Source organism: Siminovitchia fortis, from assembly GCF_003605365.2.
Classification (GTDB): Bacteria; Bacillota; Bacilli; order Bacillales; family Bacillaceae_C; genus Siminovitchia; species Siminovitchia fortis.
Genome location: NZ_QYTU02000025.1, coordinates 1 through 16,784, shown reverse-complemented (window position 1 = coordinate 16,784; position 16,784 = coordinate 1). Strand labels below are relative to the sequence as shown.

Genomic DNA, 16,784 nt, shown 5'->3' with positions numbered 1-16,784 from the left:
TCATGGCAAAAAGACTGAAACCAGTAGATGTTGTCGTTGTCGGATCCAGCTGGTCAGGCGGGGTTGTATCAGCTGAACTATCCAAAGCGGGCTATAAGGTCGTTTGTTTGGAGCGCGGTCCTAAAAGAGTGCTCGATGATTTTACCGGAGTGAAAGATGAGCTGCGGTTTACCAACAGGTTTGAGCTAATGCAGAACCTGTCACATGAAACGATTACCTCAAGAACTGATATTGATGAAGTGGCACTTCCCGTAAGGACACGGGAAGAAATGATGGCAGGAACGGGTTCCGGCGCCGGCAGTGTTCACTGGGCGGGTGCCACTTACCGTTATTGGCCGTATGACTTTGAAATTTATAGCCAGACGGTCCAGCGTTATGGAAAGAAAAAGATTCCCGAAGGGATGATGCTCCAGGACTGGGGGATCACCTACAAGGAGATGGAACCGTATTATGAGCGATGGGAAAAGACTGCAGGAATATCAGGCGAACGAGATCCTTTGGGTGAACGGAAAAGCGATTATCCGAACCCTCCGTTGAAAGAGTCGCCTCCCATCAAGTTGTTCAAACAAGCGGCGAAAAATCTGGGATACCACCCGTATCAGGTTCCGTCTGCAAATGTATCCCAAAGATATGAAAACCCTGACGGAGAAGTGATTAACGCATGTATGTACTGTGCGTTTTGTACACAATATGGCTGTGATTTCGGAGCCAAGTCCGACTCTCTTGTAACAGTGATTCCAACAGCGCAGAAAACGGGAAATTTTGAACTAAGAACTGAAAGCTATGTCCGCCGTGTACTGCATAAAGGCGGCAAGGCAACGGGAGTCATGTATGTAGATACGAAAACTGGCCAGGAGTACGAACAGCCTGCAAAAGTGGTCGTTTTAGGCGCTTTTACTTTCACAAACAACCGTCTTTTGCTGTTGTCGGGAATAGGACAGCCTTATGACCCGAAAACCAGGCAGGGAGTCATTGGAAGAAATTATCATGGCCAGTTCAATATTACCTTCAGAGGTGCAAGAGGCTTTTTCAATGATAAAAAATTCAATCTATATGCCGGAGCCGGCGCCCTAGGGGGAACATTCAACGATTTGAATGCAGATAACTTCGATCACTCGAATCTTAATTTCATTCATGGGGGTGCGGTAGAGCTCAGGCAGTATGGAGACGGGGCAATCGCAAGCAACCATGTGCCGGCCGGAACGCCAGCCTGGGGACCGGAATTCAAGAAAAAGTCTATTCACTATGCCCACCGCAATATGGTCGTATGGTATACACCAGCCATCATGTCTTGGTGGCATAACTACGTGGATTTAGACCCCACATATAAGGATGATTTTGGCGATCCGCTTCTGCGCGTAACCTACAAATATACCGACCAGGATCGAGCCATTGCAAAGTTTGGCGTTGAGAAATGTGCGGAAGTAGTAAAGGAAATGGGCGCCGACATTATTGACAAGGATGATATTCCGCAAGAGTTTGATCATATATATCAAGGAGGACACTACGCAGGCGGTGTCATCATGGGAAGCGATCCATCGACTTCTGCGCTGAACAACTACCTGCAAATGTGGGACATGGAAAACCTTTTTGTTGTCGGTGCTTCTGCCTTTCCTCATTTTGGGGGGCATCATCCAACCGCTACTGTAGGAGCATTGGCATATCGTGCTTCAGAAGGTGTTGAAAAGTATCTTAAAGAGGGCGGCATCCTGGCAGAAGTAAGGGAAAGTAATACTGCCTGATCATTAGAGGATCAATGAAAGTCTTCAAAATTAAGAGAAGATGTAATCGAAAAGGTTCCTGATAAATCAGGGACCTTTTTTGGTGGAACGTATGCTATTATTTTGGAGAGCGGACGATAACTTTTGCTCAATCATGCATGATTCCCTTTGTATCTATTTCAATAGAGCATTTCCACTCTTTAAAGGTGAATTCCCGTGTTTTGTTTAGGGCAGCCGGATCTTGGCCGGCTATTTGCTGCGCTTCCTCCATTGTTTTAACACCAAAGATAATAAAACCTCCCGAATGATCGGTGAAAGGCCCTTTTGCCAGGATATTTCCTTTCTCGATTTGCCTGTTAAGATATTCGATGTGCTCTTCAAGTATTTCATTATCTTTAGCTTTATCGACCGTCTTCATCAATGCGACAATGTAATTCATAACTAAATCTCCTTTTTGTTTATAATAGTAACATAAATCAAAAAAATTTGTACTAGAGGTGAGAACTTGACATTGTATTTTGAGGAACATGGCTGCAGCGAAGGGCCATTGATTGTATTTTTGCATGGGGGTGGCGTAAGCGGCTGGATGTGGGACCAACAGTTATCATATTTTCGCGACTATCAGTGCATTGTCCCAGATTTGCCTGAACATGGAAGAAGCAAAGGTGAGGACCATTTCTCTATTCTATCTAGTGCGGAAAAGGTCATTGAATTGATTAGGGATAAAGGAAAAGGTAAGCAAGTTGTGCTGATTGGGTTTTCATTGGGTGCCCAAATCACGATACAAATCCTTTCCATGAGGCCAGAATTGATAGACCACGCTGTAATTAACAGTGCGCTGGCAAAGCCAATGCCGCATGGCTGGAAATTCTTGAAACCTTTTATCAAAATTTCTCATCCTCTGATTAAATGGAGGCCATTTTCAAAACTCCAAGCGAAAGTTTTATATATACAAGAAGATGATTTTGAGAAATATTATAAGGAAAATTGCGCCATGGAACAGGAAACTCTCATCAGGATATTGGAAGAAAACATGTCGTTTAAGGTCCCTTCCGAATTCAAGCTAGCCTCTTCAAACATATTGGTAACAGTCGGGGAAAATGAAAACAGCCTGATGAAAAAATCTGCAAAAGAAATTGTAAACAGCAATCCAAATTGCCACGGGGTGCTTGTATCAGGAGTGGGACATGGTTTCCCATTGGCAAAGCCGGAACTGTTTAGCAAAATGGTGAAGGATTGGATAGAAGGGAATGTAATTTAATTACCTGTAATTAAATTATGTAAACCAAGAGTTGCTCTGTTTGAATTTATCTAAGCAATCTTTGCAAATGCATGTTTGATATAAATGCTCACGAGGCACTTTATGAAATATCCCTTTCGGAAATGATTCCTGGCTGCACCAGCAAATTCCTAGTTTTTTATCGAGGGAGCAGCAACAGTTATTATCGTTACCGCATATAGGGCATTTTTTACCTCTATTTTTCAAAGCTTTCACCACCAGTATTAGTTTTTGGCATGTCAATTTTATTATAGTTGAAACAAAGCTGTTCTGCAGGCGTATATAAAATAAAAGGGGGAGAGGCATTGAAATATTTCTTGATGGGGATTCTCTTGTCCGCGGTTTCGGCTTTGTTCAGTTTGGCACTATGGGGGATAGATACGGCTGTCAAAGTTACTGGAGGGATTGGGCTGCTTTTCCTTGTCCTAAGCATGATTTCACTGGGAACGATGGTGAGCGGTGACCGGGCAAGGGCCAACTTTGCTTCTGAATCAATGGCGGAAAGGCATGAAAGAACGATTGTCAGTGCGAGATTGTTTTTCATTGGACTGCCTAATCTAATAGTGGCTGGATGCTTCCTCTATTTTTTTAACTAACCCCGTTTGGAGTCAGACCCCAAAAATAGGTTGTTTCCTTGTTTCTATGCTAGTATTATAATAACAGCATGGATCTATTTGAAATGAGGGTTTTCAATTGAAGAAATCAATTTATGGCTTAACGATAGACCAATTGACAGACTGGCTTGTAGAGCACGGACAGAAAAAATTCCGTGCACAGCAAGTCTGGGACTGGTTATATACAAAGAGGGTAGACAGTTTTTCAGAGATGAAAAATGTCAATAAAGACTGTCTGGAATTATTGGATGAACATTTCGCCATTCAAACACTGAAGCAGGCGGTAAAACAGGAATCCGAGGATGGGACCATCAAATTTTTATTTGAGCTGGAAGACGGCAACCTCATTGAGACCGTCTTAATGAGCTTCCATTACGGACTATCTGTATGTGTGACAACGCAGGTCGGCTGCAATATCGGCTGCAGCTTCTGTGCCAGCGGATTGTTGAAGAAGAACCGCGACTTAAACAGCGGAGAAATTGTCGGCCAAATTATGCAGGTGCAAAAATTTCTGGATGGGCGCGGCCAAGACGAACGGGTGAGCCATATTGTAGTCATGGGAATCGGAGAACCGTTTGACAATTACACAAACTTGATGAATTTCCTAAGAGTCGTCAACGATCCGAAAGGATTGGCAATCGGCGCAAGGCATATTACAGTATCAACAAGCGGCCTTGCCCATAAAATTTATGACTTCGCAGATGAAAATTTGCAAGTCAATCTTGCCTTATCACTGCATGCTCCTAACGATGAACTGCGTACGCAGATTATGAAAATCAACAGGGCTTTTCCGATAGCCAAGCTGATGGAGGCACTTGATTATTATTTGGATAAAACGAATCGACGGGTTACGATAGAGTATATCTTATTAAAAGACGTCAACGACCATCAGAAAGAAGCCTTGGAGTTGGCCAGACTCCTTGAAAAGAGAAGGCATCTTACGTACGTAAACCTGATACCGTACAACCCGGTCGATGAGCACGGACAGTATCAGCGAAGTGAACCGGAGGCCATTCGTACATTCTTTGATACGTTAAAGAAAAAAGGGATCCATTGCGGTGTCAGAATGGAGCTGGGAACCGATATAGATGCGGCGTGCGGGCAATTAAGAAGCAAGCAGATCAAAAAAAGAAAATCGGCAGTTTAACATTTGAAAAGAGCGGATGATCACAGGATCATTCCTTTTTTTATGGTTGAATATTGAAGCACTCTGCATCCTAAAATACTTCTCCCATAGAGGATCATGCGTTTATTCTGGAATTTCATCCCCAAGATTGTTAAATTAATGATAATCCATTACGTTACGGGGGAATGCCTATGTTTGCAGCCGACCGGAAAGATATGCAGCAAATGGACCAATATACAATAGAGACAATTGGCCTTCCCGGTGTTGTACTGATGGAAAATGCCGGCGCCAAAGTGGTGCATGAGATAACAGGTCATCTAACTTCTGAAAAACCTAAAATAATTGTAGTGGCCGGTTCCGGGAATAACGGAGGCGATGGATTTGTCATCGCCAGGCGCCTTCATGATGAAGGATATGAATGTCTCCTTTGCCTCGCGGCTGATCCGGAGCGCATAAAAGGAGATGCCAAGATTCATTTCGATGTTTATCTTAACCGCGGCCTTCCCATTCGGTACATTCATCAAAACCCAAAAAGGGATCTTCCCAAAATAATGGAACAGGCAGATGTTATTGTTGACGCCATTTTGGGGACGGGGGCAAATGGACCGGTTAGGCAGCCCTTTAATGAAATCATTTCAATGATAAACGAAATCGGCAAAGATAAAATGATTATTTCGGTAGATATTCCCTCAGGTTTAAACAGTGACAGCGGCAAAGTGGACGATCTTGCAATCAAGGCCGATAAAACAATCACGTTTGTTTGCCCCAAAAAAGGTTTCTTCTTACAGGACGGCCCCAAATACGTTGGAAGCTGGAAGACAGTCGATATTTCTGTTCCTTCTTCTATCGTCAGGGACCTTAATTTGAACATGCCGACAGTTGTGACGGAAAGGCTTGTAAACGATTTGGTACCGAAAAGGCCCATCGACGGGCATAAGGGAACGTTTGGACATGTTCTCGTACTGGGAGGATCGCGCCAATATGTCGGTGCTCCGCTGTTTACGGCAAAAAGCGCACTGTTTTCCGGGGCTGGGCTTGTTACGCTGGCTGTTCCAGTAAATATTTATCCGATGGCCGCAGCACAGGTGCCAGCAGCCTTATTTTCCCCTCTTTCCGAAACAGATGGCCATTTTTCAGACCACTCAGTTCATGAGATTGCCTCGAGGTTTAATGAGTTTGATGTGGTCGCTGTCGGTCCGGGGATGAGCAGATTTCCGAAAGGGGAAAAATGGATGGAAACCTTATTTCAATCCCTTTCGGGCCAAACGGTCGTAGTCGATGCGGATGCTCTGTATTTGTCCCGGAACCATTTGGAATTACTTAAAAAGTATAAAGGAGATATCATTTTTACACCCCATCCGGGAGAGATGGCAGGTTTATTGAACTCGGATGTCAGGGATGTGGAGTCGGACCGAATTGAACATGCCCAAGAATTTGCAAAAAAATATGGGATTCATTTATTGTTAAAAGGCCATCGCTCCATCATCGCGTCTCCGCAAGGAGAAATCTTTATTAACCCTGCCGGCCATGATGCCCTCGGCAAAGGAGGCAGCGGGGATGTCCTGACGGGATTGATCGCATCATTCGTTGCCCAGGGAGCCCAACCTTTGGACGCAATGACGGCAGCAAGTTATTTACATGCGAGAGCTGGAGAAGAAATGGCGAAAAAATATTCCCGTTATGGGGTTGCCGCACCCGATTTGATCCAAGGAGTGCGTGAATATTTGAATCGTCTCGGATAGATATGGTGGATTGCGGGCAATTGAACCTTTAAGTGGGTGATTTCCATTTTAATATATCATATAATAATAGGGTGCCGAATATCCGGCACCTATTCGACAAAAATCCGGCACATCTTTTAGAGTAATAGGCCTACGGTAAAGGAGCCGATTTCCGTGCTATTGAATTTGACAGACACGAAAGATAAGGAAATTCTCCATGCGATTTTAAGTACGATTGATGAAGGGATCCATGCGGTCGATGCACACGGTGTAACTATTTTTTATAACCATGTGGCAGCGAAGCTTGATGGTGTGGAAGGGGAAGAGGTGCTCGGAAAACATGTGCTCGATGTATTTCCTTCCTTGACAGTCGAAACCAGTACATTATTAAAGGTCGTCCATACAGGAAAGCCCATCCATAACGAGCATCAATCATACTATAATATACGTGGAATGTTGATTGATACGGTCAATACTACGCTTCCCATCATCGTAGATGGAGAAATAGTCGGAGCTGTTGAAATTGCCAAAGACGTGACAAGAATCAAGCAGTTGTCAGAAAAGCTGCTTGATCTGCAGGCTAAGGTGAAACCCGCCGACGGCAGGCCACGATCTGCAAAAGGCGAGTCAGGAGCCAAGTATCAGTTAATGGACATTATCACAAATGATCTTTCTTTCAAACAATTAAAAGAAAAAGCGGCTAAAGTCGCCCAAACATCATCACCCATATTAATATATGGAGAAACGGGAACCGGGAAGGAATTGTTTGTTCAGGCAATCCATAATGCATCACCCCGCAAATCCGCTCCATTCATTGCGCAAAATTGTGCGGCTATCCCGTCATCACTTTTGGAAGGCATCCTGTTCGGAACATCAAAAGGCAGCTATACGGGTGCCACAGACCGTCCTGGATTGTTTGAAATTGCAAATGGGGGAACATTGTTCCTTGATGAAATCAATTCCATGCCGCTCGATATTCAGGCAAAACTGTTAAGGGTGCTTGAAAACGGACTCATACGCAGGGTGGGAGGTACGAAAGAGAATCCCGTCAATGTCCGGATCATCGCCGCCATGAATGAGCCGGCAGAAAAATGCATAGAGGAAAAAACATTGCGCCCAGACCTGTATTACCGCTTAAATGTGGTCAATTTGAATATTCCGCCTCTTCGGGAAAGAAAAGGTGATATTGCATTGCTGGCGGAACATTTTGTCCGTAAATATAATTTTCAATTCGGCAAGCTGGTTACACAAATCAATGAAGATGTGTTGGATTTGCTTCATGCCTATGCCTGGCCGGGCAATGTCCGCGAGCTGGAGCATGCCATCGAATCTGCCATGAACATCATGGATGGACATACAATCACCAAAGAACATATTCCACAGCATATCGCAGCTTTTGACGGTGCATCCTATAACGTAATGAACAGCACTCAACTTATTCCGCTGAGGGAAGCTTTGATGGAGACAGAAAAAAATTTGATCACAGAAGCGTTAAGAAAAACCGGCGGGAATATACAGCAAGCTGCAAAATTATTGAATATTCCCCGTCAAACACTGCAATATAAGCTGACAAAAATAAATGACGACAAATGAACCGCCGAATATTCGGCGGTTTTATATTTTGCAGGAAGATAGTTCCCTGTCATAAAAGTTTGTTTTTTAATGATAAACCTATGATCTGAAAGGGTTTCCAAGTATTTCATTTAAAAAGATATTGCGCTGGCACAAAAATTGCAATATATTTAACTGAGCTCCACGAAAGAAGCGAAACCTTTAAATGGCATCATTTGCAAACGGTGTCAATTTTCTTCTTTTTAACATGGATTCTCTTAACTAAAAACAGATAGAAAAGATTGGGAGGAGAAGCTGTTATGAGTATAGACATTTCGCAAGTTGAAAAATTGATGAACAAAAAATCAAACCATTCCAAAGCCCCGCTTTATGAGGCACTTTGCCAATATGAAGAAAGCAAAAGAACGTCCATGCACGTTCCCGGCCACAAAGATGGAAGGGTTTTCGACCAAAAAGGTTATGATCATTTCTATGATGTATTAAAAATAGATGCTACCGAGTCTGTAGGAATAGACGATCTGCATCATCCGACAGATTTCATTGCCGAGGCGCAGGCTCTCGCAGCAGAGGCATTCGGTTCTGACCATACTTTTTTCCTTGTTGGGGGCAGCACGATTGGAAATATTGGAGCGGCCCTTACATTATGCGGGCCTGGAGACAAGATCCTTGTTCAGCGCAATATGCACAAATCGGTATTCCATGGTTTGCTTCTGGCAGGCGCTCACCCAGTTTACATTGCGCCGGCGATTGAATCCACGACAAAAGCAGCCATGGTTTCAGATATCTTTTATATTGAAGAGGCTTTGAAACAGCATCCGGATGCAAAAGCCGTCTGGATTACGAATCCAAATTACTACGGCATGAGCCAAAATGTTTCGCAATTGGCTGAAACCTGCCATCAAGCAGGTATTCCTTTAATCGTTGATGAAGCCCATGGAGCCCATTTCGGACAGTCTGAATCGGTTCCTCCGTCTGCACTTTCCCAGGGTGCCGATCTCGTTGTTCAATCCACCCATAAAATGCTGACAGCGATGACGATGGCATCTATGCTTCACGTAAAGGGTGATCTGATCAACCGCGAGCGTTTGGCCCAAGTACTCGGCATGATCCAGTCGACCAGCCCGTCTTATCCATTACTTGCATCATTGGACCTTGCCAGAAGGTATTTGGTTGAAAAGGGAAGAGAGGAACTTAAACAAACGGTGGATCGTTTGGAAAAAAGAAGAATCTGTCTTGCCGATGAATTAGAGACACTTGCCATTTGGGAAGGAAGCATCGAAGTTCATAGTAGGGACCCATTAAAATGGATCATTTCCTGCAAAGATGAAACGGTGACAGGATACCAATTGCTCGATTTTTTCTATGAAGAAGGCTGCACCGCAGAAATAAGCGACCCCCGCAATATCGTCTTCTTGTTTTCACTGAATGAAAAGGAAGAGGATATTGAAAAAGTGGTGGATGCAATCAAAGCCATTGACAAGAAATTAAAGCAGATGGAATTCTCTAAGCAGGAGACAAAAGAGATCGTTCTCTTCGCTGAAGAAGGGACACTGCAAAAGCCGGCATTATCCTTGGGGACGGCATTTCACAAGCCGCGTCATCGCATGAAGCTGGAAGAAGCAGTAGGTTCGTACTGTGCAGAGACAGTTCTTCCTTACCCTCCGGGAATTCCGCTTCTGACACCAGGTGAAGAAATAACGCAAACCCACGTGGATACAATCAGGCAGCTCCATGAAATGGGCGCTTACTTCCAAAGTCCGTCAGATGAGACTATGGAAACAATTTATGTGATAAAATAGTGAGGTAACCCAGCCGCGGTTAGGGAAGCGGCTGGTTTCTCTTAAAATTTCGAAACGGGTTTTGAATGAGGGAAGTCAAAGTTACTCCTTCAAACAAACAACAAATAATGGGAGGGTAAACCCATTAGACACCACGTAAAAGGAGGAACTCGTATTTATGCAACATCATGCCGCCGAACAATCTTTTATTGCAAAAAATGAAACAGGCAACGTGGATGCAGGCCAGCCTCCACAAGAATTAAAGAGGAAATTAAAGTCAAGGCATCTAACGATGATCGCTCTTGGCGGCACAATTGGGACCGGTTTATTCCTCGCCAGCGGAACAGCTATTCATACTGCCGGGCCCGGCGGAGCACTTCTTGCCTATGGAGCAATCGGGATTATGGTTTATTTTGTCATGGTCAGTCTTGCGGAAATGTCCGCATTCATGCCTGTAGCCGGTTCGTTCAGCACCTACGGAACCCGTTTTGTCGATCCTGCATTAGGGTTCGCCCTGGGTTGGAACTATTGGTATAACTGGGCCATTACGATAGCTTCCGAATTGGCAGCGGTTACTTTAATCATGAAATTCTGGTTTCCCGACAGTCCTTCCATCCTTTGGAGCGGCCTCTGTTTAGGAATTATTTTTCTATTAAACTATCTTTCTGTCAAAGGCTTCGGAGAATCTGAATATTGGTTTTCCATGATCAAAGTTGTAACAGTTATTGTTTTCTTGATTGTCGGTGTTCTAATGATTTTTGGGATCATGGGCGGAGAGTTCATCGGATTTAAAAACTTCCATGTCGGCGAAGGGCCGTTCAATGGCGGATTCATGACAATTTTGGGGATATTCATGGCAGCGGGATACTCTTTCCAGGGAACTGAACTATTCGGAGTGGCAGCCGGCGAAACGGACAACCCTGCCAAATCCATTCCGAAAGCTGTCCGGTCGGTTTTTTGGCGGATTCTTCTGTTTTATATATTCGCCATCTTAGTCATCAGCTTGATCATTCCGTATACAACAGAAAGTTTGGCAAGCGAAGATGTGACCGTTAGCCCTTTCACGCTTGTATTTGATCAGGCAGGTGTCGCTTTTGCCGCCTCCGTCATGAATGCGATCATTTTAACTTCCGTGATGTCTGCCGGAAGCTCCGGTTTGTACGCTTCTACCCGGATGTTATGGGATTTGGCTAGGGAAGGGAAAGCTCCAAAGTTTTTTGGCCGGCTTGATAAAAGAGGCGTACCTGTCCGGGCGTTGGTTGCCACCTCATTGGTCGGCTGCCTTGCATTCCTTGCTTCCTTCTTTGGCGATGGTGCTGTCTATATTTGGCTTCTGAATGCATCAGGGATGTCCGGGTTTATAGCGTGGGTAGGCATCTCGCTCAGCCATTATCGGTTCCGCCGGGCGTACGTTGCCCAAGGAAGAAGTCTGGATGATCTTCCGTACAAGGCAAAATGGTTCCCATTTGGACCTCTGTTTGCCCTTGCCCTTTGTATCTTTGTCATACTCGGCCAAAACTACAGTGCATTTACAAGCGGTTCGATAGACTGGAACGGCGCGCTAGTCTCCTATATCGGGCTTCCTTTGTTCATCGCTGTATGGCTGGGGTATAAAATTGTTAAGAAAACAAAGGTTGTTCCATTGAAGGAATGTGACTTCAGCACAGCCGAAAGAACCGGCGAAAATCGGCCTGGAGATATGAAGCTAAAATAGGTACAGCCCGGCATTCAAAGCCGCAATCTTGATTTCAATCAAAGATTGCGGCTTTTTTCGTCTAACTACATCTGCGTTGGATCAAATTTCGCTTTTTGCTCCTTAAAATACAGAATAAACAAATGCCTGATCCAATAAAATGAAAACAAAAACGCAGATTAATTGATATGGTGCCAAACAGAAGGAGTGAGAAAATGGGAACCATTGCCGGGAAAGATTTTATCGCCCGTTTAAACAGATTGGACATTGAAATTTGGTTTGATGGCAATAAGATTGAAGGAAATATTTCTGAACACCCTGCTTTCAAGGGAATCATTCAGACAATATCATCACTTTATGATATGCAAAACGACCCTAAGATAAAAGATGAGATGACTTTTTCCATTCAAGATAAAAAAGAATCGGTTGGATTGTCTTACTTGCAGCCAAAGACTAAACAGGATCTAAAAAGAAGGAGAAAAATGATCGAACACTGGGCCCGGCACACTCACGGAATGATCGGAAGAAGCCCGGATTATATGAATACTGCCATTATGAGCTATGCAGCTTCTGCCCCTTTGTTAAAAGGAAGAAATAATTGCTTTCCTGAAAATATCCAGTCATTATATGAAAGAGCCATGAAGAAAGATTTGTCATTTACCCACACTTTTATTACTCCTCAAATCAATCGTTCCCAGCTCAATTTAGGTTTTTCAAAGGATCCCATTTCAGCCAAAGTAATTGAAAAAAATAAAAAGGGGCTTGTCATTAAAGGGGCACGTCTTCTGGCAACGCAGGGAGGAATGACTGACGAGGTATTGGTTTACACCGCTCCCAGATTTTTCTTTGATCCAGATGAAGCCTTTGCCTTTTCCATTCCTTCCGATACAAAAGGCCTTAAATTCATCTGCAGGGAATCATTTGTTGGCGGGGATTCTTTTTTTAACCACCCCCTCAGTTCCCAATATGAAGAAATGGATTCAATCGTTGTATTTGATCACGTATTGGTTCCTTGGGAAAAGGTATTTTTCTACGATAATGTTGATGCTGCAACGGATTTAAAGCTGCGCAGTTCCTTTTACCCTTTTGCCTATCACCAAGTGATTATCAGACAAATAGCAAAAACAGAGTTCATCCTCGGTGTCGCCCAATCAATGGTCGAAACGATCAATGTGGACGAGTATCAGCATATCCAAGATAAACTTTCAGAAATCATTGTCGGGCTTGAGACAATGAAAGCTTTGCTGGAGAAATCGGAAAATGATGCGGAGTTGGACGAATTTGGGATTATGCGTCCAAGTATGATTCCATTGCAGGTTGCCGGAACTGTATTCCCGAAAGTTTACCCCCGTTTTTGTGAGATTATCCAATTGATAGGAGCCAGCGGGATGGTAACGTTGCCTACTGAAAATGACTTTGACAGTAATATTGCTGCGGATCTTGAAAAGTATCTAAGGGGAGAAAGCAGATCCGCTCCGGATAGAGTAAAGCTATTCCGTTTGGCATGGGATCTGACAATGAGCCCGTTTGGAACAAGACAAATTCAGTATGAAAGGTATTTTTTCGGCGATCCTGTACGATTATCGACCTATTTATATAAAAATTACCCAAAAGATTACCCTATTGATATAGTCGACAAATTTCTTAAAAATAAATAGTTTTAGAAATAACCCCAATTGACTATATTGAAAAGTTATAATAATATCGATTTACATTCTTTTGATGAATATTGCGCACTCCTCTTAAAAAGAGGATTTTTATTTTACTGTTATTCAAAGTCAATTTTTAGAAAATGAGCAACCCAAGTGAAAAAAGGGAGGGTAGCATGAGCAGATTGGAAGCCTTACGAACGGCAGATGCATTCAGTATTTTTATAAATATGCTAAAATGCTCCATGTAAGCGAATACATATGACAGGTATTAACAATGAATGGGGGAACGTGTATGAATATGATAAAAACTTCTGTACCGAAATTAAATAAATTGAACCACTCTAAAGCTCCGCTTTATGAGGCGCTTTGTTTATACGAAGAGACAAACCGCACTTCCATGCACGTGCCGGGGCACAAAGACGGGCGTGTTTTTGACAAAGATGCCCAGCATCATTTTTCCAATGTATTAAAAATTGATGCGACTTGTATAAAAGGAATTGATGACCTTCATCAGCCAACTGACTCAATCCTGGAAGCGCAGAACTTAGCAGCCGATGCTTTTGGGGCTGACGATACATTCTTTCTCGTTGGAGGAAGTACAATCGGAAATCTGGGTGTTGCACTGACGATTTGCAGCCCTGGAGACAAAATACTCGTTCAGAGGAATATGCATAAGTCAGTATTTAACGGACTGCTTCTTGCCGGCGCCCATCCGATTTACATAGCTCCCGCCATTGAGTCCGTTACAAAAGCGGCAATGGTACCGGATCTCCATCATTTTGAAGAAGCATTGGCTGAAAATCCCGATGTAAAAGGGATATGGGTGACAAACCCGAATTATTATGGAATGAGCCAGGACATTTCCCGATTGGCGGAGGTTTGCAGGCAGGCTGGAGTTCCGTTAATTGTTGACGAGGCACACGGCGCTCATTTCGGCCAAGCTGATGAAGTTCCCCCTTCAGCCCTTTCAATGGGGGCAAATCTTGTGGTCCAATCCACCCATAAGATGCTGACATCCATGCATATGTCTTCCATGCTTCATGTTAAAGGAGACATTGTAGATCGGGAGCGGTTGGCAAGGGTGCTGGGAATGATCCAGTCAACAAGCCCGTCGTATTTGCTACTTGGCTCACTCGATCTTGCCAGAAGATATTTGGTGGAACGCGGAAGGGACCATTTAAAAGATACGGTTCAAAGATTGGAAAGAAGAAGGGAAGAGCTGACAAAAGAACTTAAGTCACTATCGATTTGGGCAGGAAGCGCAGAGGTCCAACGCAGGGATCCGCTTAAATGGATCATCGCCTCCAAAGATGAATCTGTATCCGGATACCACCTGCTCGACCTTTTTTATGACCAGGGGGCTGTGGCAGAAATCGGCGACCCCCGCAATATCGTCTTTTTATTTTCCTTAAATGAAAAAGAAGAAGATATTGATAAAGTTGTAGAGGCCGTTAAAGCGATTGATCAAAAGTTGCTGGAGCTTTCTGTGACTCCTCATGAAAAAAAGGACATTATTATGTTTGAAGAGGAAGGGACAGTATATGAGCCGAAAATGAGCCTGCAAGATGCCTTTCACAGGCCGCGCCACAAGGTGAAATTGGATGAAGCCATCGGTTCTTTATGTGCTGAAACGGTCCTTCCGTACCCTCCTGGAATTCCATTATTAAACCCGGGTGAGGAAATTACAAAAAGGCATGTAGATTCAATCAAACAACTGCACGAAATGGGCGCATATTTCCAGAGCCCTTCTGATGATTCGATGGAAACTTTGTATATAATTAAATGATACTTTAAAGCCGGGCGACAAAAATGCCCGGCTTTCCTATAACAATGACTTTAAATGCAGGACAGTTTCTTTTGCCGCGGTTAATATCGGGAGCTCAAGATTGATTTGGCTTGCAATATGCTCCATGCTGTATTGGGAAAGCACTATGACATCCACCTGATCGGTTATTTCATTAATCATAGTCAGCACCCGGGAATCATGTTCTGCCAATTTCCCTTTTGAGAGGAGGTGGATTGCCCCATCATCCACCTTTGAAAGTATTTCGATATCAGGGTTCTGTCTCTTTAAATAATTGCTTAAAGCGATGGGTGTCTCCTTAACGGTCGAAATAAGGCCTACCTTTTTATATTTCAGTGCTTTATCGAGCATTGCCTGATCTGAACGGAAAATCGGAACTTGGAAAACCGGCCGCAATACGTCAACCGCATCGTTGAACGCAGAACATGTCAGTTGGATGACATCCACTTTTGATTTGACTGCCAGCCTGCACAAGTCTATGAATCGATCAATCATTTCTTTTGTTAATAATCCGTCTCTTTCCATCATGTTTAACAGATCTGAATCCAATAAATGGACATATTCAATCTCAGGGGCATATTTTTCAAAGGCTTGTTCAATAGGCTTGATAGAATTCTTCGTGGCGGAAATGAGGGCTGCTTTCATCGAATCACCTCTGATTTGTAAACTGCTGTCATTTAATTATAGCTCAACTATTGTATGATAGAGTTATATTTTATCTTTGGATTAAAGGATTGGCGATTTATATGTATAATGGAAAAAAAGTCAAAGGACCACGAAGAAAACGGATGAAACGGACAAGCCGGGTGCAGCATGTCAAAAATACAAAATGGCTGGAAAAATATGAAGGCAAAAACTTAATTAAAGGGTATTGCAAAAGGTTTTGTGTTGATGAGTTATGCGCATTAACCGAAATGGAAATGCTTGGTTATAAGGTTTCTGGGAAAGAGAGACAAAAAGCAATAAAAGCCATGGAAGCCAGAAAAATGCAAAAGCTTAAAAAGAAAGAAAAACGAGAGAGAAAACAGAAGCAATATGAGGAAATATACAGTGATGAGCCATTCTATTTCATAGCAGGTTATACAGAAAATGGTGTGCCGTTTGGAATTACCCACAAGGAGATGGAAACGGACCTCTCTGAAACTGCTCAAAAAAATAACGAAAAATGGAATGTCTTTGATGAAGATTCCGTTTTATAATAAAAGTAACATTTAAATAAAATGTGGAAAAAAGAACAGAACGATAGCGGGGTGCAAGAAAATAAAAGCAAAAGTTAAATTAAGTGATGTTATTGATGGAATGGAAATGCAGTCTTATGAAAGCAATACCTTTTTTAATCTGAAGACAGGAGATATCATAGCGGTTGATAATACGGCACTCCGAAAAGCTGAAGACGATGAACCTTATGACCATTTACCGGATTGGCAGCAAGAGGAAATGAAAATGGCTATAGATATTTTGGAGAATGAAGAAAACTATATTTCACTTCCTACCCAATTTGATATCCATGAGTATAGTATGATGGAAAATTTTTGTTACTCTCTGCCAGATGAGGACATTGGAAACGAACTGCTTTCCTCTATAAGGGGAAAGGGTGCGTTCAGAAGGTTTAAGGAAAAAATTTTTTATTTAGGTTTGGAAGACAAATGGTATCAGTTCCGTGATAAATGTTATAAAGACATTGCAATTGAATGGTGCGAGAATCATGACATCGAATATTTTTAGCTAAAAATGAAAACTTAAAGGACTGCTCATGGAATTTTCCCGCAGTCCTGAAGATTAATCTAAAGAAAATGGAGGGAGTATAAATTATTTTGTGTAATT

At 43.0% G+C, this 16,784-nt stretch carries 15 protein-coding genes; 12 read left to right on the top strand and 3 right to left on the bottom strand.

The window, feature by feature from the left end:
- The first annotated feature begins 2 nt into the window (after positions 1 to 2).
- Positions 3 to 1,742, top strand: coding sequence for a GMC family oxidoreductase (locus D4N35_RS11645; protein ID WP_120073755.1), 1,740 nt, complete (start codon positions 3 to 5; stop codon positions 1,740 to 1,742).
- A gap of 127 nt (positions 1,743 to 1,869) precedes the next feature.
- Here D4N35_RS11645 and D4N35_RS11640 read toward each other — a convergent pair whose 3' ends face one another.
- Complete coding sequence (locus D4N35_RS11640) at positions 1,870 to 2,160, bottom strand: YciI family protein (protein ID WP_120073753.1); 291 nt, start codon at positions 2,158 to 2,160, stop codon at positions 1,870 to 1,872.
- Between the two features lie 66 nt (positions 2,161 to 2,226).
- Between D4N35_RS11640 and D4N35_RS11635 the strand changes: the two genes are divergently transcribed.
- Positions 2,227 to 2,982 (top strand): alpha/beta fold hydrolase, encoded by a 756-nt coding sequence (locus D4N35_RS11635; protein WP_120073751.1) that lies wholly within the window; start codon positions 2,227 to 2,229, stop codon positions 2,980 to 2,982.
- Positions 2,983 to 2,997: 15 nt separating this feature from the next.
- Here D4N35_RS11635 and D4N35_RS11630 read toward each other — a convergent pair whose 3' ends face one another.
- Complete coding sequence (locus D4N35_RS11630; protein ID WP_120073749.1) at positions 2,998 to 3,306, bottom strand: cysteine-rich CWC family protein; 309 nt, start codon at positions 3,304 to 3,306, stop codon at positions 2,998 to 3,000.
- Here D4N35_RS11630 and D4N35_RS11625 point away from each other — a divergent pair.
- The 8 genes from D4N35_RS11625 to D4N35_RS11590 all read left to right on the top strand — a co-directional run bounded on the left by D4N35_RS11625 (position 3,306) and on the right by D4N35_RS11590 (position 14,942).
- Positions 3,306 to 3,596, top strand: coding sequence for a DUF5316 domain-containing protein (locus tag D4N35_RS11625; protein ID WP_120073747.1), 291 nt, complete (start codon positions 3,306 to 3,308; stop codon positions 3,594 to 3,596). The two genes, D4N35_RS11630 and D4N35_RS11625, sit on opposite strands and share 1 nt — an antisense overlap.
- Before the next feature lie 97 nt (positions 3,597 to 3,693).
- Positions 3,694 to 4,761 carry a dual-specificity RNA methyltransferase RlmN gene (gene rlmN, locus D4N35_RS11620; RefSeq protein ID WP_120073745.1) on the top strand — a complete coding sequence of 356 codons (1,068 nt, stop codon included), beginning with the start codon at positions 3,694 to 3,696 and terminating at the stop codon, positions 4,759 to 4,761.
- 170 nt (positions 4,762 to 4,931) lie between these two features.
- On the top strand, positions 4,932 to 6,482 hold the full coding sequence (locus tag D4N35_RS11615) for an NAD(P)H-hydrate dehydratase (protein ID WP_164876354.1): 1,551 nt from the start codon (positions 4,932 to 4,934) through the stop codon (positions 6,480 to 6,482).
- Positions 6,483 to 6,641: 159 nt separating this feature from the next.
- On the top strand, positions 6,642 to 8,054 hold the full coding sequence (locus tag D4N35_RS11610) for a sigma-54 interaction domain-containing protein (protein ID WP_120073848.1): 1,413 nt from the start codon (positions 6,642 to 6,644) through the stop codon (positions 8,052 to 8,054).
- A gap of 278 nt (positions 8,055 to 8,332) precedes the next feature.
- On the top strand, positions 8,333 to 9,832 hold the full coding sequence (locus tag D4N35_RS11605; protein WP_120073741.1) for an aminotransferase class I/II-fold pyridoxal phosphate-dependent enzyme: 1,500 nt from the start codon (positions 8,333 to 8,335) through the stop codon (positions 9,830 to 9,832).
- A 157-nt stretch (positions 9,833 to 9,989) separates the two neighbouring features.
- Positions 9,990 to 11,525, top strand: a complete 1,536-nt coding sequence (locus tag D4N35_RS11600; protein ID WP_235870374.1) for an amino acid permease — start codon at positions 9,990 to 9,992, stop codon at positions 11,523 to 11,525.
- Positions 11,526 to 11,719: 194 nt separating this feature from the next.
- Positions 11,720 to 13,162, top strand: coding sequence for a 4-hydroxyphenylacetate 3-monooxygenase, oxygenase component (gene hpaB / locus D4N35_RS11595; protein WP_120073738.1), 1,443 nt, complete (start codon positions 11,720 to 11,722; stop codon positions 13,160 to 13,162).
- 286 nt (positions 13,163 to 13,448) lie between these two features.
- Positions 13,449 to 14,942, top strand: coding sequence for an aminotransferase class I/II-fold pyridoxal phosphate-dependent enzyme (locus D4N35_RS11590; protein ID WP_120073736.1), 1,494 nt, complete (start codon positions 13,449 to 13,451; stop codon positions 14,940 to 14,942).
- A 36-nt stretch (positions 14,943 to 14,978) separates the two neighbouring features.
- Here D4N35_RS11590 and D4N35_RS11585 read toward each other — a convergent pair whose 3' ends face one another.
- Positions 14,979 to 15,605 carry an aspartate/glutamate racemase family protein gene (locus D4N35_RS11585; RefSeq protein ID WP_120073734.1) on the bottom strand — a complete coding sequence of 209 codons (627 nt, stop codon included), beginning with the start codon at positions 15,603 to 15,605 and terminating at the stop codon, positions 14,979 to 14,981.
- Between the two features lie 101 nt (positions 15,606 to 15,706).
- Between D4N35_RS11585 and D4N35_RS11580 the strand changes: the two genes are divergently transcribed.
- Both D4N35_RS11580 and D4N35_RS11575 read left to right on the top strand, forming a co-directional pair.
- Positions 15,707 to 16,159: a hypothetical protein gene (locus tag D4N35_RS11580; RefSeq protein WP_120073732.1), complete on the top strand. Its 453-nt coding sequence runs from the start codon at positions 15,707 to 15,709 to the stop codon at positions 16,157 to 16,159.
- 106 nt (positions 16,160 to 16,265) lie between these two features.
- On the top strand, positions 16,266 to 16,685 hold the full coding sequence (locus D4N35_RS11575) for a UPF0158 family protein (RefSeq protein WP_235870373.1): 420 nt from the start codon (positions 16,266 to 16,268) through the stop codon (positions 16,683 to 16,685).
- Positions 16,686 to 16,784: the final 99 nt, after the last annotated feature.